The sequence below is a fragment of the Actinokineospora sp. UV203 genome, from assembly GCF_056323665.1.
In genome coordinates this window covers 4,148,984-4,169,551 of sequence record NZ_CM150484.1, presented here as the reverse complement: position 1 = coordinate 4,169,551, position 20,568 = coordinate 4,148,984, and the positions used below count along the sequence as shown (strand labels likewise).

At 69.0% G+C, this 20,568-nt stretch carries 23 protein-coding genes; 12 read left to right on the top strand and 11 right to left on the bottom strand.

Features of this window, described 5'->3' with window-relative positions; all coding sequences use genetic code 11:
- The first annotated feature begins 137 nt into the window (after positions 1 to 137).
- A complete protein-coding gene (locus tag ACUZ2Y_RS19835; protein WP_476321035.1) occupies positions 138 to 710 on the top strand; it encodes a hypothetical protein in 573 nt (190 codons plus the stop codon).
- A gap of 4 nt (positions 711 to 714) precedes the next feature.
- Here ACUZ2Y_RS19835 and ACUZ2Y_RS19830 read toward each other — a convergent pair whose 3' ends face one another.
- Positions 715 to 2,037 (bottom strand): D-arabinono-1,4-lactone oxidase, encoded by a 1,323-nt coding sequence (locus tag ACUZ2Y_RS19830; RefSeq protein WP_476321033.1) that lies wholly within the window; start codon positions 2,035 to 2,037, stop codon positions 715 to 717.
- 86 nt (positions 2,038 to 2,123) lie between these two features.
- On the opposite strand from ACUZ2Y_RS19830, the gene ACUZ2Y_RS19825 reads away from it, so the two are divergent.
- Entirely contained in the window at positions 2,124 to 3,341 is a 1,218-nt protein-coding gene (locus ACUZ2Y_RS19825) for an amino acid deaminase/aldolase (RefSeq protein ID WP_476321031.1), read from the top strand.
- Here the strand turns inward: ACUZ2Y_RS19825 and ACUZ2Y_RS19820 are convergent.
- The 3 genes from ACUZ2Y_RS19820 to ACUZ2Y_RS19810 all read right to left on the bottom strand — a co-directional run bounded on the left by ACUZ2Y_RS19820 (position 3,338) and on the right by ACUZ2Y_RS19810 (position 4,799).
- Entirely contained in the window at positions 3,338 to 3,955 is a 618-nt protein-coding gene (locus ACUZ2Y_RS19820; RefSeq protein WP_476321029.1) for a TetR/AcrR family transcriptional regulator, read from the bottom strand. The two genes, ACUZ2Y_RS19825 and ACUZ2Y_RS19820, sit on opposite strands and share 4 nt — an antisense overlap.
- Positions 3,956 to 4,186: 231 nt before the next feature.
- The gene (locus ACUZ2Y_RS19815) at positions 4,187 to 4,540 is read right to left on the bottom strand and encodes a hypothetical protein (protein WP_476321027.1); all 354 of its coding nucleotides are present in this window, start codon (positions 4,538 to 4,540) and stop codon (positions 4,187 to 4,189) included.
- Positions 4,541 to 4,547: 7 nt separating this feature from the next.
- Complete coding sequence (locus ACUZ2Y_RS19810) at positions 4,548 to 4,799, bottom strand: hypothetical protein (RefSeq protein WP_187221966.1); 252 nt, start codon at positions 4,797 to 4,799, stop codon at positions 4,548 to 4,550.
- Between the two features lie 254 nt (positions 4,800 to 5,053).
- Between ACUZ2Y_RS19810 and ACUZ2Y_RS19805 the strand changes: the two genes are divergently transcribed.
- From ACUZ2Y_RS19805 to ACUZ2Y_RS19795, 3 genes are all read left to right on the top strand, one after another.
- Positions 5,054 to 6,424: a helix-turn-helix domain-containing protein gene (locus tag ACUZ2Y_RS19805; RefSeq protein WP_476321025.1), complete on the top strand. Its 1,371-nt coding sequence runs from the start codon at positions 5,054 to 5,056 to the stop codon at positions 6,422 to 6,424.
- Between the two features lie 29 nt (positions 6,425 to 6,453).
- Positions 6,454 to 7,347, top strand: coding sequence for an aminoglycoside phosphotransferase family protein (locus ACUZ2Y_RS19800; RefSeq protein WP_476321023.1), 894 nt, complete (start codon positions 6,454 to 6,456; stop codon positions 7,345 to 7,347).
- Between the two features lie 142 nt (positions 7,348 to 7,489).
- Entirely contained in the window at positions 7,490 to 7,798 is a 309-nt protein-coding gene (locus ACUZ2Y_RS19795; RefSeq protein ID WP_476321022.1) for a hypothetical protein, read from the top strand.
- A 145-nt stretch (positions 7,799 to 7,943) separates the two neighbouring features.
- On the opposite strand, the gene ACUZ2Y_RS19790 is transcribed toward ACUZ2Y_RS19795, so the two are convergent.
- The 5 genes from ACUZ2Y_RS19790 to ACUZ2Y_RS19770 all read right to left on the bottom strand — a co-directional run bounded on the left by ACUZ2Y_RS19790 (position 7,944) and on the right by ACUZ2Y_RS19770 (position 11,439).
- Entirely contained in the window at positions 7,944 to 8,963 is a 1,020-nt protein-coding gene (locus tag ACUZ2Y_RS19790) for a copper resistance D family protein (RefSeq protein ID WP_476321020.1), read from the bottom strand.
- Positions 8,960 to 9,514: a copper resistance CopC family protein gene (locus ACUZ2Y_RS19785; protein WP_476321018.1), complete on the bottom strand. Its 555-nt coding sequence runs from the start codon at positions 9,512 to 9,514 to the stop codon at positions 8,960 to 8,962. Before ACUZ2Y_RS19785 ends, ACUZ2Y_RS19790 begins: the two co-directional genes overlap by 4 nt.
- A gap of 5 nt (positions 9,515 to 9,519) precedes the next feature.
- Complete coding sequence (locus ACUZ2Y_RS19780) at positions 9,520 to 10,254, bottom strand: YcnI family copper-binding membrane protein (protein ID WP_476321016.1); 735 nt, start codon at positions 10,252 to 10,254, stop codon at positions 9,520 to 9,522.
- Between the two features lie 57 nt (positions 10,255 to 10,311).
- Positions 10,312 to 10,842 (bottom strand): hypothetical protein, encoded by a 531-nt coding sequence (locus tag ACUZ2Y_RS19775; protein ID WP_476321014.1) that lies wholly within the window; start codon positions 10,840 to 10,842, stop codon positions 10,312 to 10,314.
- Positions 10,843 to 10,992: 150 nt separating this feature from the next.
- On the bottom strand, positions 10,993 to 11,439 hold the full coding sequence (locus ACUZ2Y_RS19770) for a DUF6474 family protein (protein ID WP_476321012.1): 447 nt from the start codon (positions 11,437 to 11,439) through the stop codon (positions 10,993 to 10,995).
- Positions 11,440 to 11,615: 176 nt separating this feature from the next.
- Between ACUZ2Y_RS19770 and ACUZ2Y_RS19765 the strand changes: the two genes are divergently transcribed.
- The 6 genes from ACUZ2Y_RS19765 (at position 11,616) to ACUZ2Y_RS19740 (ending at position 17,723) form a co-directional block, all read left to right on the top strand.
- Complete coding sequence (locus ACUZ2Y_RS19765) at positions 11,616 to 12,470, top strand: serine protease (protein ID WP_476321010.1); 855 nt, start codon at positions 11,616 to 11,618, stop codon at positions 12,468 to 12,470.
- 87 nt (positions 12,471 to 12,557) lie between these two features.
- A complete protein-coding gene (locus ACUZ2Y_RS19760) occupies positions 12,558 to 14,192 on the top strand; it encodes a TM0106 family RecB-like putative nuclease (RefSeq protein ID WP_476321008.1) in 1,635 nt (544 codons plus the stop codon).
- Positions 14,193 to 14,200: 8 nt separating this feature from the next.
- Entirely contained in the window at positions 14,201 to 15,286 is a 1,086-nt protein-coding gene (locus ACUZ2Y_RS19755) for an S-(hydroxymethyl)mycothiol dehydrogenase (protein ID WP_476321006.1), read from the top strand.
- A complete protein-coding gene (locus ACUZ2Y_RS19750; protein WP_476321004.1) occupies positions 15,286 to 15,912 on the top strand; it encodes an MBL fold metallo-hydrolase in 627 nt (208 codons plus the stop codon). Before ACUZ2Y_RS19755 ends, ACUZ2Y_RS19750 begins: the two co-directional genes overlap by 1 nt.
- 49 nt (positions 15,913 to 15,961) lie before the next feature.
- On the top strand, positions 15,962 to 17,128 hold the full coding sequence (locus ACUZ2Y_RS19745; protein WP_476321002.1) for an L-histidine N(alpha)-methyltransferase: 1,167 nt from the start codon (positions 15,962 to 15,964) through the stop codon (positions 17,126 to 17,128).
- Positions 17,129 to 17,132: 4 nt separating this feature from the next.
- On the top strand, positions 17,133 to 17,723 hold the full coding sequence (locus ACUZ2Y_RS19740; RefSeq protein WP_476321000.1) for a hypothetical protein: 591 nt from the start codon (positions 17,133 to 17,135) through the stop codon (positions 17,721 to 17,723).
- Here the strand turns inward: ACUZ2Y_RS19740 and ACUZ2Y_RS19735 are convergent.
- Positions 17,666 to 18,424, bottom strand: coding sequence for an SDR family NAD(P)-dependent oxidoreductase (locus ACUZ2Y_RS19735; protein WP_476320998.1), 759 nt, complete (start codon positions 18,422 to 18,424; stop codon positions 17,666 to 17,668). The genes ACUZ2Y_RS19740 and ACUZ2Y_RS19735 overlap by 58 nt on opposite strands.
- 133 nt (positions 18,425 to 18,557) lie before the next feature.
- A complete protein-coding gene (locus ACUZ2Y_RS19730) occupies positions 18,558 to 19,505 on the bottom strand; it encodes an oxidoreductase (RefSeq protein WP_476320996.1) in 948 nt (315 codons plus the stop codon).
- A gap of 93 nt (positions 19,506 to 19,598) precedes the next feature.
- Here ACUZ2Y_RS19730 and ACUZ2Y_RS19725 point away from each other — a divergent pair, with 93 nt between their 5' ends.
- Positions 19,599 to 20,561: an aldo/keto reductase gene (locus ACUZ2Y_RS19725; RefSeq protein WP_476320994.1), complete on the top strand. Its 963-nt coding sequence runs from the start codon at positions 19,599 to 19,601 to the stop codon at positions 20,559 to 20,561.
- Positions 20,562 to 20,568: the final 7 nt, after the last annotated feature.

Sequence of the window (20,568 nt, the reverse complement as noted above, 5' to 3'; positions counted from 1 at the left end):
TACTCCAGACATGTACCAATCGACACCGCGTTGATTCGCTGACCACTGTGCGGCGAGCGGCGACGGTGGAGGAGAAGGGCGGAAGTTTCGTGACCGGCATACCAGGGCGCATCGCCGTTACCGAAAACCTCAAGGCGATGCCCGCACAGCTGGCCCCGCCGGTCGAGTTGCCCGCTCCCGTTGACGACCTCGCCGCGGCAGCGCTACCGGCACTCGGCTGGGCAGGCACCGTGCTCCCCGAGATGACTCTCCTCGGGCGCCGCGTGTGCCTCGTGGCCGAACTGCGGGCCGACGTGCACGCCGAACGGATCTGCCTCGGCCAGGAACCGGTCACCGACCGGGCAGGCGTGGCCACTTGGGCGTTCCCCGAACTCGCAGGCCGCGTCCCCGAACCCGCCGCCCGCATCGTCGGCGTGATCGCCGTCGCCCGGCACTGGCGCACCGGCCTCGCCAACGCCGTGCCGTTCCTGCGCTACGGCGACGCGGCGGTCGTGCTCCCCACCTCAGCCGTGCTCACCCACGACTACCTCGCCAAGTGCCTGCCCCGCGCCCGCGCGTACGGCGTCGGCATCGTCAGCGCCGAACCCAACGGCGAAGTCGATCTCGACCTGCCCGGCCGCTGCGACCGCGCCTTCCCCGAGACCGACGGCCTCTACCGCTGGATCAGCGAACTGGCCTACGACTCGATCTTGGAAAGCGTCACCGTCTAGCCGATCAGCGGCCCAGAACCCGTTCCGTATAAGGGTTCTGGAAACGACGCTCGGGATCCACCGCGGACCGCACGTCCAAGAAGTCGTCGAAGCGCGGATACCGGGCGCGCAGCGAATCGGCGTCAAGCGAATGCATCTTGCCCCAATGCGGGCGCCCACCGACATCGCCGACGATCGACTCGAACAAGTCGAAATACTCGCGATACGGCATCCCCAGGTACTGGTGGATCGCCAGATACGCTGAATCCCGGCCATACGCGGTCGACAACCAGATGTCATCCGCCGCCGCCACCCGCACCTCAACCGGAAACATCACCGGGTCCGTCAACCGCGGCACCCGCTCGCGCAACTCCGCGAGGACCCCGTTCAACGCCTCCCGCGGGATCGCGTACTCCGACTCGACAAACCGAACCTTGCGGCTCGTCACGAAAACCCGGTGCGACCGGTCGCTGTACTCCCGGGCCGACAACGCCGACGCCGACAACTTGTTGAGCGGACGCACCAACCCCGGCACCCGCCGACCCAACCGGCACAACGCGCCGAACAGCGCGTTCTCCACCACCTCGTACTCGACGAACTGCCGCACCCTGCTCATCGGCTCCGGCACCGACCCCGCGGGCAACCGGTTGTTCCGCTTCGTCAAAGCCTGCTGACCATAAGGAAACCAGTAGAACTCGAAATGGTCATTGGCCGCGCACTGCTCATCGAGCGACTCCATGACCGCGTCGAGCGGCTCCGGCCGCTCCTGCGCGGACAACACGAACGAGGGCTCCGTCCGCAGTGTCACCGTGGTGATCACACCGAGCGCGCCGAGACCGACCCGCGCCGCCGCGAAAAGCTCCGGCCGCTCCGACTCCGAACACGACACGACCGAACCGTCGGCGAGAACCAACTCGAGCGCCGCGACCTGGGTCGCCAGACCGCCGAGCCGGGCACCGGTGCCGTGCGTGCCGGTGGAGATCGCGCCCGACACCGTCTGAGCGTCGATGTCGCCGAGATTGGTCATCGCCAGACCGAGATGGTCGAGCTCGGCGTTCAGGGTGTTCAACGTCGTACCCGAACGGACGACCACCTCACCGGTGTCCAAGTCCGCCGACTCGATGCCGGTCCACCGCGACAAGTCGATGGCCATGCCGTGGGCGGCGCCGACCGCGGTGAACGAGTGGCCGCTCCCGCGTGCGCGGACGCTGATGCCGGACTCGCCCGCCGACTTCACCGCGGCGGTGATCTCGGCGACGTCGCGCGGGCAGCGCACCTCACTCGCCACGGCGGACGCGGTGCCCGCCCAGTTGCGCCAAGCGGCCCGCGGTGCGGTCGAACCGGTCATTCAGGACCTCCTGGCCGTCGAGTCAGCGAGGAAAACGTTAAGTGAATCTGCTTCACATTTCAATATTTTGACCGTACGGTTGGGTTGTGCATTCGAAGAGTCAACGAACGCGGCTCGATGCTGCCACCCAACAACTCGACCCACCGGTCGCGGTGGTGGATCTCGACGCGTTCGACCGCAACGCCGCCGACCTCGCGCGGCGCGCCGACGGCAGGCCCATCCGGGTCGCCAGCAAGTCGGTGCGCTGCCGGTTCCTGCTGGAACGGGCGCTGCGGACGCCGGGTTTCGAAGGGGTGATGAGCTACGCGCTGCGCGAAGCGCTCTGGCTGAACCGTGAATGGGCGGGCACCGACCTGGCCGACACGGACATCCTGGTCGCCTACCCGACCGCCGACCGCGCCGCGCTGCGCGACCTCGCCGCGGACGACCAGGCCCGCGAACGGATCTCGGTCATGGTGGACTCGGTCAGCCACTTGGACTTCATCGACGCCACCCTCGGCGAGGACCACCCGGAGATCCGCGTCTGCCTCGAACTCGACGTCTCGTGGCGCCCGCTGGGCAACCGACACGTCCACGTCGGGCCCCACCGGTCTCCGGTTTTCACCCCGAAACAGGCCGCGGACCTCGCCGTCGACGTGAGCAAGCGGCCAGGGTTCCGGCTCGTCGGGGTGATGGGTTACGAGGGTCAGATCGCCGGGCTGGGCGATACACCGGCCGGAAACCCGGTCCTCGGTGTCATTCGCCGCTGGATGCAGGGCCGTTCGGCGCAAGAACTTGTCCGCCGCCGCGGCGAGGCGGTCCGCGCGGTCATCGCCGTGCAGGAGCTGGAGTTCGTCAACGGCGGCGGCACCGGCAGCATCGAGGTCACCAGGGGCGACTCGTCGGTCACCGAGATCGCCGCGGGATCGGGTCTGATCGGGCCCACCCTGTTCGACAACTACAGTCGCTTCACCCCGCAGCCCGCCGTCGTGTTCGCGGTGCCGGTGGTTCGCAAGCCCGGACCCGGCTTCGCCACCCTGCTCGGCGGCGGCTACCTCGCGTCCGGCCCGGCCAACAGCGCCCGGCTGCCGCGGCCGTACCTGCCCGAAGGCCTGAAGCTGCTGTCGATGGAAGGCGCGGGCGAGGTGCAGACCCCGGTCACCGGACCGGCGGCGGACTCGCTGCGAGTCGGCGACCGGGTGTGGATGCGCCACGCGAAGGCCGGTGAGCTGGCCGAACGGTTCAGCGAATACCACGTGCTCGACGGCGACAAGCTCACGACGACCGTGCCGACCTACCGAGGTGAGGACAAGTCTTTCGGTTAAGCGCCGAAGTTCTTGTTGGAGATGTAGTCCCGCACGACCTGCTTGGCCTCGGCGATGACGACGTCCTCGGGGAACAGCTTGCGCCGGAACGCCAGGTTGAGAATCGAGTCTGCGATCTCATTGGCGACCGCCACCGGCAGTCGAAGCTCGTCGAACGAGACATCGAAGCGCTCGGAGAGGAACGTCGCGATGCTGTCCGCGATCACGGTGTTGTTGTCGCGCTGGTCGTCGATGAGCCGCAGGTCGACCACGTCGCCGAAGCGGATGCGGCTGAACCCGGGCACCTCGCGGTACATCTGCACGTAGATGTCGAAGATGAGGTCCGCGGCCTGGCCCCAGCGTTCCAGCGGGGACTCGTCGAGCCTGCGGCCGATCTCGGCCATGAAGTGGTCGAGGTTGCGCTGGGTCAGCGCCTGCACCACCGCCCGCTTGTCCGGGAAGAACTGGTACAGCGAGCCGACCGCGACGCCCGCCCGCTCGGCGATCAGGGTCGTGGTGACCCCGTCGTAGCCGAGCTCGTCGATCAGCTGGGCGCACGACTCAAGCATCTTCTCCACACGCTTGGCGCTGCGCTGCTGAACCGGCTGCCGGCGGAGTGGGGTAGGGCTGGCCACTGAATCTCCTCCTGGTCGCTGCGGTACATCTTGCCCGTTCAACGACCGATAAAGCGGCTCGGAGCGCCGACCTCCCACTATCGGGAACATATTTCACAAATCTACCCCTGGGTAGCTTGTGGACAGTGACAAGTGGAACCGCGGACCGGTGCTGGTCGGGGGAGGGAGTACAGCAGCACCGGCCCGCGGGTCTGAGGGCCCCGCGCGCCTGGAGACGCGCGGGGCCTGCCTCTAGCGAACGCCCGCGGGAAGTTTCCGCGGCGGGCGCAGCGAGGCCGGGTTGAGCGCGTGGCGAGCGGCGGGTTGCGGGGCGAGGCCACCCGCGACCAAGTGCTCGTACGCCGCGCGCCACACCGAGCACGGGGCCTTCTGCTGGCGCCAGCGAGTCGAGCAGACCGGGCAGTTGCCCCGGTCGTCGGGCTCGTGGGCGCTGAGCATCGAACGCCAGCCCTCCGTCAGGCGCGGCAGCTCAGACCGCGCGACGGACAGCAGAGACGGAGCATCGGCCCGCGTGGCCAGTTCGGAGAGCATGTCCAGTCGCTCCCAGACGGCACTGCGCAGGACCTGGCCGAGTATCTCGTCCACCTCAACGTCACCGTGACCTTTCCGCCTGCTCGGCGGCTTCTTTGAGAGCGGTGCGCAACTGGCCGAGCTGGCCCGATGTCAACACCGCGGTCTCTCCCGGCGGCCCGACGAGGACCACCTTGTTCTTCTCCACGAGAACGGTGATGGACCGATCCCGGTTGATCACATCGCCGCAGCTGATCCGCCAGACTCGCCTGCCTGCGACAGATCCGTGAAGAACATCGGCTCGGGGGTGCCCAGCGGGCCGCCCGCCGGGCAGACTCTGTCCCGGGTGCGGTGCCGTCCTGAGCAAGTCCACGCTGCCGTGTCCCTCCGTGGTCGTACGCTTACAACGAACAACACTGAGGCGTCTCAATCGAAAACGGAGCGTCATAGCGCCGATCGGCGGCCGTCCCACGTTAAGCGGTCACCGGAGTTCGGTCGGACCGATCAGGTTCGCCGATCAGCACTTCTCGCGGCTCGTGAAGTGCGCTTACGCTGCGTTGGACGCCCAGCGAACTGTGAGGGGGCGGAATGAACTCGATCGGATCTTCGGGATCTCCCATTACTCCGGACAGTTGGGAGGAACCCGAGATGCGAACCGCGCTTGCCGCGCGGGAGGTCAGTTCCGTGTATCGGTTGCTTCGTCGCACTGGTGTCTCACAGCGCCAGATCGCCGCGATGACCGGTCAATCGCAGTCCGAAGTGTCGGAGATTCTCAAAGGCCGTCAGGTCATGGCCTACGACGTGCTCGCACGGATCGCCGACGGGTTGGGTGTCCCAAGGGGATACATGGGGCTCGCTTATGACGAGGTCACGGCGATACGTGTCGCTGTCACCCGTGAGCCCTCACAGCCTGAGGAGAGCGAAGAGGTGAAGCGTCGGGAGTTCCTGGCACACGCGGCCGCCGTCACGGTGGGCGCGAACGTGCTGGGCACCAACTCCGGGTCGTGGGTCGCCAACCCCGTCCAGACCCCAGCACCCGGCCGGATCGGGATGACCGATGTGCGCCAGGTGGAAGCCGCCACCAGGGCGCTTCGGTCACTTGACTACCAATATGGCGGGGGCTTCTGCCGCGACGCAGTCGTGGCGCAGCTGTCCTGGGGACAGCAGATGCTTGGCGCTTCCGGTCCGGAACACGTGAAAACGCGACTTCAGGTCGCACTGGCCGACTTGTACAACCTGGCGGGCTGGACGTCCTTCGACATCGGACTGACAGATTCCGCCCGAACCCACTTCGGCAAGGCGCTGGAACTGGCCAAGGCGGGCGGCAGCGAGCCGCTCGTCGCCAACATCCTCTACCGGATGGGCCGGGTCTACCTGCACAAGGAGTCCCCCAACGACGCGCTGAAGATGTTCCAGCTCGGCCAGATCGCGGCCCAGGAGTCGGGTTCCGAGCTCGCCGTCGCGGTGATCTGCGCCAACCAGGCGTGGGCCTACGCGCTGATGGGCAAGAAGGAACAGACGATGCAGCTCATCGGCCGAACCCGCGACGAGTTCGCGCGGGCCAAGCTCGACGACGCTGAGGACTGGGTCAAGTTCTTCAACGAGACCGATGTCTACGCGATGATCGGCACCGTCCACACGGTGCTGGCGCAGACCGTCGATCCCATGCACACGAAGTTCGCGATCCCGGCCCTGTCCAGGGCGATCGATGGTTACGGCGATGAGATGACCAGGTCCAAGGCGTTCAACCTGAGCGCCCTGGCGACGAACCACTTGCTGGAAGGCGATATCGACCACGGCGCGCGGGTCGGCCGGAGCGCGGTGGACCTGGCGGAGAGCCTCAAGTCCAGCCGGGTGAAGGACCGCCTGAAGCCGTTGCACCAGGAGGCGATCAAGCGTCGGAACAACCCCGACGCGCGGGATCTCGCCGACCAAATCACGAATCTGAACGTGGCCTGACGCGACTCGCTGGTCGCGGACGTCATCTGATGGTCACCGGCGGGCTGTTCACCAGGGAGAACCTGAGGATCGCCCTTGCCGCTGTCTGCGCCGAGATCGGGTTCGACGACCGCGGCGCCCGGCTGCTGCGGTTCACCAACAACGCCGTTTTCGAACTGGCCACCGCGCCGGTCGTGGTCCGGATCGTCGGGTCTGTGGCGTTGCGGCACCGAGTCGACAAGGTCGTGCGGGTGGCGACCTGGTTCGCCGAGCACGACATTCCCGCGGTGCGACTGCTGCCGGGGCTGTGCCAGCCCGTCCTCGTCGGCGAGTACACGGCGACGGTCTGGCACTCGGTTCCGCTCGACGCCTACACACCCCGGCCCGCCGACTTGGCCCGCCTGTTGCGCCGGGTCCACGGCCTGCGCCCGCCCGCGGCCCTGCCCGCCTGGGACCCGCTCGACGACGTCCGGCGCAGACTCGGTGAAGCCGACGGGCTCGACGTCGACGAGCTGAAGTTCCTGCGGGAGCGTTGTGACCTGGTCGAATCCCGGCTCGCCGAGCTCGACTTCGCCCTGCCCGCCGGGTTCGTCCACGGCGACGCGCACCTGGGAAACCTCATCCCGGGCCCGTGCGGGCCGGTGCTGTGCGACTTCGATTCCAGCTGCGTGGGGCCGCCCGAGTGGGATCTGACGCCACTCGCCGTCGGTGTCCGCCGGTTCGGCGAGGACGCCGCGACCTACGCCGAGCTGGCCGGGGCATACGGCTTCGATGTCACCCGATGGGTGGGATATCCGGTTCTCTGCGAAGTCCGTGAACTGAAGCTGATCACGAGCGTATTGCCGATCATGAAAAGTAGCCCGGAAGTGCGCCCTGAGCTGCTCAGACGTCTCCGCGACTTTCGCTCGGGTGAAACCTCGACGCCGTGGTCGCGCTACACCTGACTCCGCGAACTACCCTCGGATGGGCGCTCAAGTCCGGTAACGGTTGGCGCTCGGTGAACGAATGCACGGTCAACGGCGGACCGGACGCTCTCGTCCGGGTCGTCGGTCAACTCTCGGTGTTCGGCGGGGCAGGGCGGTACGGGTGATCAGATCGCTGCGTGGGGCGGTGCGGCTGGGCAGGGGCGCCCGGCGCGCACTCGCCGCCGCGCGGGCGCTCGATGACGTCGTGTCCGACCAGCTCCCCGTGGTGGCGGCGCTGCCGGAGGACCTTCGGGTCCGGGCCGCCGACTATCTCGCCGAGCTGGTGATGCTGGCGCAGGCATACCGCCACTATGCCCAGGGCTGGATCAGCCGGAACGAGTTGGCGCTGCGGGGCCGGGCGACGACGGATCGCCTGGCCGATATGCGACGGTCGCGGCCCGCGCAGGCGCATCTCACCGAACAGGACTGACCGCTCGCCGTTGCCCTGTTCGGGTGGCGGTCCTCACCAAAGAGGTTGTCAGAGTAGAGCGGCTGTCCGCCGAACGGGCGTCCATGTCGATGAGCGCGAGTTATCCACAGGCACTTGTGGACAACGATCCACAGGTGTGGACAACTCAGCTGACCGGGGCCCGGGTCAAAATCACCGCGAAACCGAACGCGAGTCCCATCACGGCGAGCTCCACCGCCACCCAGCCCAGCATGGCCGTGCGCTTGTGTGCGATCACGGCGGGCATCAGCCGCCACCGGACATGCGCGCCGAGTCCGGCGAGCCCGACCAGGCAGGCGATCTTGAGGAGCACCAGGGTGCCGTAGCTGGTCTCGAACAGGCCCGCCCACAGCGTGCGGGTGGGGTTCACCGCCAGCTCGATCAGACCGTTGAACAGCCCGGTCGCGGCGACCACCACGAGACAGATCGTCGCGAGCTTGGAGAACCGGGGAAGCGCGTAGCCCAGGAGCGTGCGGTTGGCCGCGAGCAGGGCGACCACCGCACCCAGCCCGCCGGTCCACGCCGCCGCGCTCATCACGTGCAGCTCCATGGAGATCATCGTGAAGTCGTGCCAGCGCCAGTTCGTCGCGTGGCCGGTGACCGGCAGGGGGAGCAGCGCGAACAGCGCCACCGCGGCTCGCAGCTCGGCGGGCATGTTCTCGCCCACCCGGACCGCGACCAGCGACAACACGAACGTCAGCAGCGCGAAGACCGCGACGAACATCAGCGCCCGGCCCGCGCCGACGGTCCCGATGTACTCGCCGACGGCGCTGAGCGAAACGTCCTGCTCGGGCCGCAGTTCGGCGGTCTGCAGCACGATGGCCACCAGCGCCGCCGCCACCCACACCAGTGAACTCGCCATCGCCACCCGCCGGGCGACGGACATCACGGGCTCGGACAGCACGGGTCGCTCGAAGCCGACGAGCAGCGGGAGCAGACACAGGCCGACCGTCACCACGGCGGCCATGTCGAGCAGCACCCGCACGATCGGCAGGCCGACCCGGACCACCGCGTCCGGCGTGGGCAGCCCCGGGATCGGTTCGGTCGCGATGATCGCCAGGCCGATAAGCACTCCGACCAGCGATGACGCGACCAGAACCGTCGCGAGGTGATACCGGTGCCGTGCGGTGGTCCGGGTCTCGGTCACTGCCGCGCACCTCCGCCGACGCGCATCGCGAAGAACACGCCCGCGCCGAGCAGCACGACCGCGCCCGCGATCCACACCCACACCGGCACGCCGCCGCTCTCCTGCGTCTCGCCCGCCTTGGCCGAGCCCGTGCTCTGCGTGGCCTCGACCGGCGCGGGCGTGCCGTTGCCCGCCTTGGTCAGGCTGAACTTGAGCTCGCCTGCCACCGGGTGGCCGTCGGCGGACAGGATTCGGTAGCCGATCCGGTAGTCGCCCACCGGTCCGAGTTCCCGGACCTGCGCGGTGACCACGTTGCCGCGGACCGAGGCCTCGCCCGACTGCCACTGGTCGGTGCCGTTGGGGCCGACGACGACGACCGAGTTGAGCCCCTTGCCGCCCTGGACGGGCTGGTCGAAGGTCAGCTCGATGGTCGACGGACCGGTTTCCAGCGCCGTCTTGTCGGCGGGGGTGCTGCTCACCAGCTGGTTGTGGGCGAAGGCGGCCGGGGCGAGGCCGACCATGGCGAACGACGCGACGGCGAACGCCGTGAACAGCCTGCTGATGGTGCGCATGATGCTTACTCTCCCGCCTTCGCGACAGTCCGACGAGCCCGGATCGTCGCGCCCGCGCCGAGCCCGAGGCCCAGGGCGCCGACGGCGAGGCCGGCGCCACCGAGCCAGCGGGCGGTGTCGTCGGTGCCCGCCGCCTTGGTCTCGGCGGCGTGGTCGTCACCCTGCTCCGCGTGGTGGTCGCCACCGGCGGCCTTCTTGGCCAGCTTCACGACCGGCGCGGGCTTCTCCGGCTCGGTCCCGTCCGCGGGCGGCTGGTCCCAGGCCACGACCTTGCCGCTGTCGTAGGTCTGGATGGCGGGGATGACCAGAGTGTCGGTGTTCTCCGGGAGCTTGCCCGCCGACACCTCGAACTCGCCGAACTCGCCCGGGCCGATCCGGGTGCCCGGCGCCGCGGTCCACGTCACGGTGCTGACGGCCTCGGTGATCTGGGTGCCGTGCGAATCGATGGGCTTGTCGAGCTTGGTCTTGGTGATCACGGCGGTCCAGCCGGGGATGGGCTTGGTGCGCACGGAGGTCATCGGGTACTCGGCGGGGAGCTTGATCTCCAGCTTGGTCGTGCCCGCGGCGTTGTCCTCGTTCGGGACCCGGAAGGTGATCTTGGTGTAGCCGCCCTGGGTGGCGGTCTCACCAATGACCTTGGCGGTGACGTGAGCGGACGCCATTCCGGTGCCGAGCAGGGTGGCGGAGCCCGCGACAGCGAGCAGGACACCTGCGCGCGCGAAGAAGCGATGGGTCGACATTGAGTTCTCCTGAGATGACAAAGGACGGGCCCGATGGGGCCCGGATGAGGGTGGGGTTCAGGAGAACTGAGGAGGTCCGCGCCGGGCGCAGACCTGGCGGAACACGACTTCGAGCAGGTGGCCGACCGTGCTGACCTGGATTTTGTGGACAACCAGGGCGGGCGGACGCGGGGTCCACACCAGCGCGTGCACCAGTCCGGTGATCGCCGCGGCGACCACGTCGAGCGCGGCGTCGGCGCGGGTGAGCAGGACGGCGGTGACCCCGGTGGCGACCAGGTGGGTGGCCAGCATCCCCGGCGTCAGCGCCACGGCGTCGTGGCCGTGGGAGACGTAGGCGAAGAGCACGTGCAGGGTGAGCTGGCTGAGCCCGAGCAGCGCGACCATCGTCGACAGGGACCGGGCGCGGCTCGCCACGGCCGTTCCCGCCCAGGCGATGAGCGCGGCGATGACCACGGTGACCGCTGTCTCCGGGACGCCGCCGCCCGCCATGCCGTGCGCGGCGATGGTCAGCGCGGTCGACGTGGTCGCCAGCAGAGCGCCCCGCGCCACGCGGAACGCCCGCGGACGACTCACTCGACTGGGGGCCACACCAACAAGGGTATCCGCCCCGCCTCCCGGAAAGTTTTAATCCTGGTCACCGGGGGCGCGAACGTGCGGGAGAGTTGGCAACCGTGGCCGGCTTGCGTCACGGTGCCCCTTGGCGCCGGTCGGTCGACGGTCAGGCCAAAGCGCGTTTCCTTAGATGCCCAATGCGGTCAGCAGGCGGTCCTCGATGCGTTCGAGTTCGGTAGTGACGGCACGGTGGGCGGCCTTGCGCCGGGGGGTCGGCATCCGCTCGGCGGCGCGCACCGCCGCGGCCAACTGGTGCAGCGTGTTCTCGGCGGAGTCGGCGAACGCGAGTTCGTCGGACGTCGCGCTGTCCTTGGTCCGCAGCTCGTTCAGCCCGATGGCCGCTCCCGCGATGCGGGCGTGCAGCATGCCGCCGCGACCCGAGTACTGGCCGAGGTCGTCGACGGAGACCCCGAGCTTGCGGGCACGCCTGCGGTCCCAGCGGTCCCTGACCGCCGCCGCTCCCTGGACCACGTAGGGCGTAACCACCGGGAGCACCACCGGACCAAGCACCTTCGCCACGGCGATCATGTTCCTCGCCCGGGCGGGCGTGAACCCGTCCTTCTTGCGCGTCATGCCCCACAGCTTGCCGCACCCCCTGGATAGCCGCCCGGCCGCCAGTGGCGTGCCCTGAACGGGTTAGCCCAAACGGACTACGGGTGTGACGGATAGAACAGTCAACCGTGACTGAACTGAAGATGTTTCGTTTGTTCGGACAAAACAGCTCTCTCGTTCACTCATTGGAGCTACAGATGGCGATCCGAACCACCCTGCGCCGGAGTGCCGCGTCGGCCGCGGGCACCGCACTGCTCGGCGCGCTGATGCTCGCGGCGCCGGGAACGGCCGCGGCCGCACCGGTCTGGGCGCCCGCCGCCCAGGCGACCATCCACCCGGGCATTCAGACCGAGACCGACGGTTCCGGCCAGTGCACGGCGAACTTCGTCTTCAGCGACAGCTCCGGCAACGTCTACATCGGACAGGCGGCGCACTGTTCCGGCACCGGGGCCGCGACCGACACCAACGGTTGCGACGCGGGCACACTCCCGCTGGGCACCAAGGTGACCCTGGTCGGCTCGGGTGTCACCGGCGAGATCGCCTACAGCTCCTGGAACACGATGCAGGGCCGCGGCGAGACCAACGCGGACGCGTGCGCCTACAACGACCTCGCGCTGGTCAAGATCCCGGCCGCCGCGGTGTCCAAGACCAACCCGAGCGTGCCGTTCTGGGGCGGGCCGACCGCGCTGGACACCAACGGCACCACGACGCTCGAGACCGTCCTGTCCTACGGCAACTCGTCGCTGCGCGGCGGCATCACCCAGCTCAGCCCGAAGCAGGGCAAGAGCCTGGGCACGGAGGGCAACGGCTGGAGCCACAGCGTCTACACCGTCACGCCCGGCATCCCGGGTGACTCGGGCAGCGCCTTCCTCGACGCCACCGGCAAGGCACTCGGCACCCTGTCGACCCTGGCCATCGCCCCGATCGCCGGCAGCAACGGCGTCGGCGACCTGTCGCACGAACTCGCGTACGCGCAGCAGTACGGCGGCATCGCCGGGCTGAAGCTCGAACTGGGCACCGTGCCCTTCCGCGGCCCCCTGCTCCCGATCTAGTCCGCACCGGTCGGTCACCAGCGGCCCGCTTGCCGGGCCGCTGGTGCCCGACCTCGACTGTCTGTCTTGACAACTAAGCTGCTTTCCGTGACTACAACGGTGCTACTCGATGCAGGCGTGGTGAGCCGCTGCAGGCGCCGTGTTCACCTGGAACACGATCCGGCCGCCCGAGACTCGCCGCGCGGGGCGCCCGACCCCACCGCTGAGCTGCGCAAAGCCGACGCGGCGGCGCACCGGCGGGAGATCGCCGACCAGCTCGCGGCCAAGTTCGGCGACGACTGGGTCGAGATCCCCGCGGGCCGCGGCACCGAGCGTGAGGCCGCCACCGCCACCGCGCTGCAAGCCGGGGCGCGGTTCATCTGGTCCGCCCAGCTCCCGCGTGACCCCGAAGGCGGCAGGCGCGGCGCGATCGACCTGCTCGTGCGCACTGAACACGGGTATGTCCCGGTTCTTGTGGTCCGGCACAAGGTGAGCGATCCCGGCACCGGTGCCCGCACGTCGCCGATCGCCGAGGTCACCAACGTCGGCGGCGAACCCGACCAGACCCGCAAGGTCCGTCCCCAGCCGCGTGATCAGCTGCGGCTCGCGCACACGCTGCGGCTGCTGAGTGCCGCCGGGTACGCCGACGACCGGCACGCGCTCGCGGGTGTCATCGGCCTCGACGGCGACGTCGTCGTCTGGCACGACCTGACCGCGCCGACCTGGCCCGGTGGACGGACCGCGCTCGCCGAGTACGAGGTCCGCTTCGCCGACCGCGTCGCCGTGGCGGCCGCGGCCGCCACCGGCGGGGAGCCGCTCGCCCAGCCGTCGCGCATCGTCGAGTGCCGCAGCTGCCCGTGGTGGCCGGTGTGCGGGCAGAACCTGCTCGACACCCGCGATGTGAGTCTCGTGGTGCGCGGAGAGGACGCCGGGTTCCTCCGCGCCGCGGGTGTCACCACGGTCGACGCCCTCGCCGCGCTGGATGTCGACGACGCCGATGTCGCGCCGCTGGTCGGGATGCCGCTGCCGGACGCCGTCGGGCTGGCGCGTGCCTGGCTGGCCGACCTCACCGTCGTGCGCCGCAACGAGTCCGTGCACGTGCCCCGCGCCGACGTCGAGGTCGACGTCGACATGGAGAGCTTCGGCGACGCGGGCGCCTACCTGTGGGGCGCGCTGCTCTCGGGCGCCGACATCGGCGTCGAGCACGGCTACCGCGCGTTCGTCACCTGGGACCCGCTGCCCACCGACGACGAGGCCCGCTCGTTCGCCGAGTTCTGGCAGTGGTTCGCGTCGGTGCGCGAGGCGGCGGTCGCGCGCGGCCTCACGTTCCGCGCCTACTGCTACAACGAGCTGGCCGAGAACCGGTGGCTGCTGGCGTCGGCGAAGCGCTTCGCGGGCAAGCCGGGCATCCCCACCCGGCGCGAGGTGCTGACGTTCATCGAGTCCGATGAGTGGTTCGACCTGTTCGGCAGCGTCCGGGAGCATTTCCTGTGCTCGCACGGCAAGGGACTCAAGACGATCGCGCCCGCGGCGGGCTTCGCCTGGCGCGACGCCGAGGCGAGCGGCGAGAATTCGATGCGCTGGTACCGGGCGGCGGTCGGGATGGACGGCGACGAACCGGATACCGTGCAGCGCACCCGGCTCCTGGAGTACAACGAGGACGACGTGCGCGCCACGGCGGTGCTGCGCGGCTGGATGTCATCGCCGGAAGTCAACAAGATCCCGTTCGTCGGAGACCTCTAGGAGTCGGTATGGCCCAGAACGTTCGCGGTGTCATCGCAAGAGCGAAGGGGCAGCCCGTCTCCGTCGAGACGATCGTGATCCCCGACCCGGGTCCGGGCGAAGCGGTCGTGAAGGTCCAGTCCTGCGGCGTCTGCCACACGGATCTGCACTACCGCGAGGGCGGCATCAACGACGAGTTCCCGTTCCTGCTGGGCCATGAGGCCGCGGGAATCGTGGAGACCGTCGGCGCGGGCGTCACCGACATCGAGCCCGGCGACTTCGTCATCCTGAACTGGCGCGCGGTGTGCGGCCGGTGCCGCGCCTGCCTCAAGGGCAAGCCCTGGTACTGCTTCGACACCCACAACGCCGCCCAGCCAATGACACTGGAGGACGGCACGCCGCTGTCCCCGGCGTTGGGGATCGGTGCGTTCGCCGAGAAGACGCTCGTCCACAGTGGACAGTGCACCAAGGTCGACCCGGACGCGTCCCCGACCGCTGTCGGTCTGCTCGGCTGCGGTGTCATGGCCGGGCTGGGCGCCGCGCTCAACACCGGTGGGGTCTCGCGCGGCGACACGGTCGCGGTGATCGGCTGCGGCGGGGTCGGCGACGCGGCCATCGCCGGATCGAAGCTCGCGGGCGCGACGACGATCATCGCGGTCGACGTCGACGACCGGAAACTGGAGTGGGCCAAGGGAATCGGCGCCACGCACGCGATCAACGCCAAGTCCGGCGACCCGGTCGAAGCCATCAAGGAACTCACCGGCGGCTTCGGCGCGGACGTCGTCATCGACGCGGTCGGCCGCCCGGAGACGTGGAAGCAGGCGTTCTACGCGCGTGACCTCGCGGGCACCGTCGTGCTGGTCGGCGTGCCGACTCCGGACATGACGATCGAGATGCCGCTGATCGACTTCTTCTCCCGCGGCGGCTCACTCAAGTCCAGTTGGTACGGCGACTGCCTGCCCTCGCGCGACTTCCCGTATCTGGTCGACCTCTACCGCCAGGGCCGGTTGGACCTCGACGCGTTCGTCTCCGAGACCATCGCGCTCGACGGCGTCGAGGAAGCGTTCGACCGCATGCACCACGGCGACGTGCTCCGCTCGGTCGTGGTGTTCTGATGAGCGCCCGCATCGACTACGTCGTCACCTCCGGCACGTTCAACCACGACGGCGAGACCCACGAGGTCGACAACAACGTCTGGATCGTCGGCGACGACGACGAGGTGGTGATCATCGACGCCGCCCACGATGCCGACGAGATCCTCGCCGCGGTCGACGACCGCCGGGTCAAGGCGATCATCTGCACGCACGCCCACGACGACCACATCAACGTCGCCGAGGACCTGGCGAAGGTGACTGACGCGCTGGTCATGCTGCACCCGGCCGACGAGGAGCTGTGGCGCCACCTCTACCCGGACGACGACTTCGAGTCGCTGTTCGACGGCGAGGTCATCGAGGTCGCGGGCATCGAGCTGCACATCCTGCACACCCCGGGCCACACGCCGGGCGGCATCTCGGTCTACGCGCCCGAACTCGACGCCGTCTTCACCGGCGACACCCTGTTCCGCGGCGGACCGGGTGCCACGGGCCGCTCGCTCAGCGACTTCCCGACGATCATCGACTCGATCACCGAGCGGCTCTTCGAACTCCCGCCCGAGACGATCGTCCATACGGGCCACGGCGATTCGACTTCCATCGGCCAAGAGGCCCCTGATCTTGACGAATGGCTCCGACGCGGCCACTAGTAGTCAGTAGGCTACGTAGGGCTAATTCAGACTGCGGGAGGGGCCGATCGTGACCGCTGGTGAGAGGCCGCTGCCTGGCGACTTGGCCAAGGCCATCGAGGAGTCGGACTTCGCGTGGTCGCTCGTGCTCGTCGGCGAGGACCAGTCGAGCAAGCTCGCCTCGCTCACCTCGGACCTGCGCGGCAAGCCGTCGCCCAACGGCGAGGGCAAGCAGATCACCTCGGGCTACCAGTACTGGGGGATCGGGCCGACGATCGCCTGGGCGCACGCCTGCTCCGACCCGTTCTACCAGGTCATGAAGCAGAGCGTGGAGTCGTTCACCCGGCGCTGGCGGCGGATCAGCGCCAAGGTCGGCGGGTCGCCGTTCCACTACGTCTGCCTCGGCGCGGGCACCGGCCACAAGGACCGGCAGATCCTGGAGACCCTGCTCGCCGACAATCCGGACATGTTCTATTTCCCGGTCGACATCAGCTCGGAGATGCTGCGCCTGGGCACCAACGAGTCGACCCGCGGCCTGGGCATGGCGGGCCACCAGATCATCCCGGTGCACCTCGACTTCGCGATCATCGAGAACCTGCGCGAACTGGGCAAGCTGCTGCGCAGCATCGTCGGCGACGAGCCGATCCTGTACTCGCTGCTCGGCAACACGATGGCCAACTTCGACGACGACGTCGAGATCCTGTCCAGCCTGACGTCGCTGCTGCGCCCGCAGGACCGGTTCCTGCTGGAGGTCGCGACCACCGACGACGTGACCGACGATCTCGCCCGCCAGGTGGTCGAGGAGTACGCGCGGAGCAGGGCGTACAAGGAGTTCGTGACGAGCGCGCTGCTGCACAACTCCGACCTGACGATCGACATGGAGTCGGTGCAGTTCCGCGGTTCCGTCGAGCCGGGACGCGCGCTCAAGGTGAAGGTGATCTACCAGAACCGCACCGGCGGCGACATCCAGATGACCCTGCCCGACCGCACCCGGGTGCTGTTCCCGGACAACGACACGATCCTGTTGCAGGTCACCAGGAAGTACGCCCGCAAGGCCCTCGACGAGATTCTGACCCGCTGCGGCCTGCGCCGGGTCGCGGCGACCCACTCCGACTTCCGGACCCAGCGGGCCTCGCCCGGGTTCGGCATGGAACTGGTGCTGCTCGGCCGCGCCCAGGGCGGCGAACCGGCACCCGCACAGCGCCGAACCAGGGCAGACGAGATCTGGGCCAACTGACCCAGTGACCCGCGTAGCGATCACGGTCGTCACCTTCGCCGCGCTGGCGGTCGCGTTGGCGCTCGGCGTGACGTGGTTCGTGATTTCCGAGCCAGGGCAACGCTTCGAGCCCGCGGTCAACACGTTTGCGCTGCTGGCGGGCATCACCGGCATCTTCGCCGAACGCTGGGCCGCGCAACGCGAACGGCGGCAGCAGGCGATCGAGTCCATCGAGTCGGAACTGGCACACAACCGCGAGGTGCTGGCGGGCGCGGAGTTCAGCGACGACGCGCCCGGCGGCCGCAAGCTCTACCCGCGACTGCTGCACTCGGCCGTCGACTCGGCGTTCACCTCGGGGGCGTTGAGCCCGCGCAAGGACACGGAACTGATCTCGCTGCTGCACCAGTGGCGCGGCCAGGTCAGCTCGGTCAACCGGCGGCTCGAACTCACCGAGATGCTGATGTTCACCACCGCGTCCGCCGATGAGGCCGACGACTTCAACAAGGCGCTCCGCACGTTCATGCCGACCGTGCGGAGCCACCTCGAGGAAGTGGAGACCTACCTCGGCGCCATGCGCAGCGAGCCGTCGAGACGGATCACCTCGCCGTTGAGGTAGTCCTGGTCGATGATCGACAGGGCGAGCTTTGCGTACTCCTCGGGCTTGCCGAGGCGCTTGGGGAATGGCACGCCCTCGGCGAGCGCGGCCCGGAACTCGTCGGACACGGTCGCGAGCATCGGGGTGTCGATGATGCCGGGCGCGATGGTCAGCACCCGGATGCCCGACGTCGCCAGGTCGCGCGCGGCAGGCAGGTTCAGCCCGACGATGCCACCCTTGGACGCGGCGTAGGCGGCCTGCCCGATCTGGCCGTCGAACGCGGCGATCGAGGCGGTGTTGATGATGACGCCACGCTGGTTGTGGTCCAGGGCCTCGGTTTGCGCGATGGCGGCCGCGGCGAGGGTGACCACGTTGAAGGTGCCGATCAGGTTGACCTCGATGACCTTGCGGAACAGGTTGAGGTCGTGCGGGCCCTTCTTGGACAGGATGCGCGCCGACGGGCCGATCCCGGCGCAGTTGACCACCACGCGCAGCGGCTTGCCGGACGCGACAGCGGCGTCTACGGCGGCCTGAACCTGCTCGGGGTCGGTCACGTCGGTGGGGACGTAGGTGATGCCCTCGACCTGCGGCGCGGTCTCGATGGCGGCGGGCAGATCCAGCGCGAAGACACTCACACCCTGCGCGGCGAGCGCCTGCGCGGTGGCTCCACCGAGGCCGGACGCTCCTCCGGTGACGATGGCCGCGGTGCCGTCGATCTGCATCCCGATATCCCTTCACGCCCAGCCATGCACCCCGCACGGCTACCGCCGGGAAGGTTAACGCCCGTTCAGCCCCGGCCCCACTTGGATGTGCGCGACATCCCAGTGCGGCCGGGGCTAGGACATGTCCTGTGGATCAGCGGGCGAGACCGAAATCGGTCCCGGTCAGCTCTTCGCTCACGTCCCACAGGCGCTTGGCCAGTTCGCGGTCGCGGGCGGCCTCAAGCGGCTGCACCAGAGTGGGGTACCCCTTCTGCTCCCGCCGCCCGTTGGGCCCGACGAACTGCCCGCTCTCGATGTCCGGGTGGGTCGCGGCGTACAGCTGCGGCAACGCGCCCATCTCCGCGTCCTGGGCCATGAACTTGTTCGACACCTTCATGGCCAGCTTCGCCACGCCGGTCGGCCCGGAGGTCTGCAGGTTCGTCGCCGAATACCCCGGATGCGCCAGCACGCTGGCGACCGTGAACCCGTTGGCCCGCAGCCTGCGGTGGAATTCCAGGCCGAACACCACGTTGGCGAGCTTGGACTGCGAGTAATAGCCGCTGCGCGAGTACTTGTGCTCGCCGTGCAAATCGTCGAAATGGATCCGGCCGCGCTTGTGCATGAACGAGCTGACAGTCACGACCCGCGGGTCGCGCCCCGACTTCAGCTTGTCCAGCAGCAGGCCGGTGAGTGCGAAGTGGCCCAGGTGGTTGACGGCGAACTGCAGCTCGTAACCCTGGGCGCTCTCGGAACGCGGCGGCATCATCACGCCCGCGTTGTTGATGAGGATGTCGACCTGGTCGACGGTGTCGGCGAACGCGGTCACCGTGTCCAGGTCGGCGAGGTCGACGAGGCGGGTCTCGATGCTCGCCTCGGGCTGCTCGGTGCGGATGGCCTCGACAGCCTCGGCGCCCTTGTCGGCGTCGCGGGCGGTCAGGATGACGTGGGCGCCGTGTCGGGCCAGCTCACGGCTGGTCTGGAAGCCCAGACCGCTGTTGCCACCGGTCACGATGGCGGTACGGCCGACCAGGTCGGGGATATCGGCGGCGGTCCACCCGGGGGCGGCCACCGCCCCCGGATCGTCCTCGGGTGTGGTGCTCATGGTCATAGCCTGCCTTACCGCCAGGCAGAACACCGATGTCGGATCGGGCTTGGCATCTAGATCACATCGCCTGGCCGCCCTACTGTCTGCAGGGTGGAGCTGCGGCACCTGGGTGCGTCCGGGTTGGTGGTGGGAGCGGTCGGACTCGGGTGCAACAACCTGGGCAGGCCGGGCACCCCGACCGAGTCGATCGCGGGCGCGCGTGCGCTGGTCCACGCGGGGCTCGACGCGGGGGTTTCGCTGTTCGACATCGCCGACGTCTACGGCGCCCCGCGCGGCCGCAGCGAGGAGCTGCTCGGCCAGGCGCTCGCGGGCAGGCGGGACCACGCGGTGATCGCGACGAAGTTCGGCATGGACATGCAGGGCGGCAGCGGCCCGGACTTCGGCGCCCGCGGTTCGCGCGGGTACCTCCGGCGGGCGGTGGAGGCGTCGCTGCGCAGGCTCAACACCGACTGGATCGACCTGTATCAGCTGCACCGGCCCGATCCCGGCACGCCGATCGCCGAGACCCTGGCCGCGCTGGATGACCTGGTCCGCGACGGCCATGTCCGCTACGCCGGGGTGTGCAACCTGGCGGCCTGGCAGATCGCCGACGCCGCCTGGATCGCGAAGACCAACAACGTCGTCGCCCCGGTGACCGCGCAGAACCATTACTCGCTGCTCGAACGCGACGCCGAGCGCGAGCACTTACCCGCGTGCGAACGCTTCGGCGTGAGCCTGCTTCCGTACTTCCCGCTGGCCAACGGCCTACTGACCGGCAAGTACACCCGCGACCAGCCACCACCGGCCGGTTCCCGCCTGGCCAACCGGCAGCGCCTCATCGACGACGCCCCCTGGCACAAGATCGAGAAACTCCGCGCGTTCGCCTCTTCGCGGGGCATCACCATGGCCACCCTCGCAATCGGCTGGCTAGCCGCCCAACCCGCCGTGGGTTCCGTCATCGCAGGCGCGACCACCCCCAACCAGATCACCGCCAACTCCAACGCCCTGCACTGGCACCCCACCCAAGAGGACCTGGACGCCATCGACGAGATCTGCCCACCCGCCCGCCGCTAAGTTATCC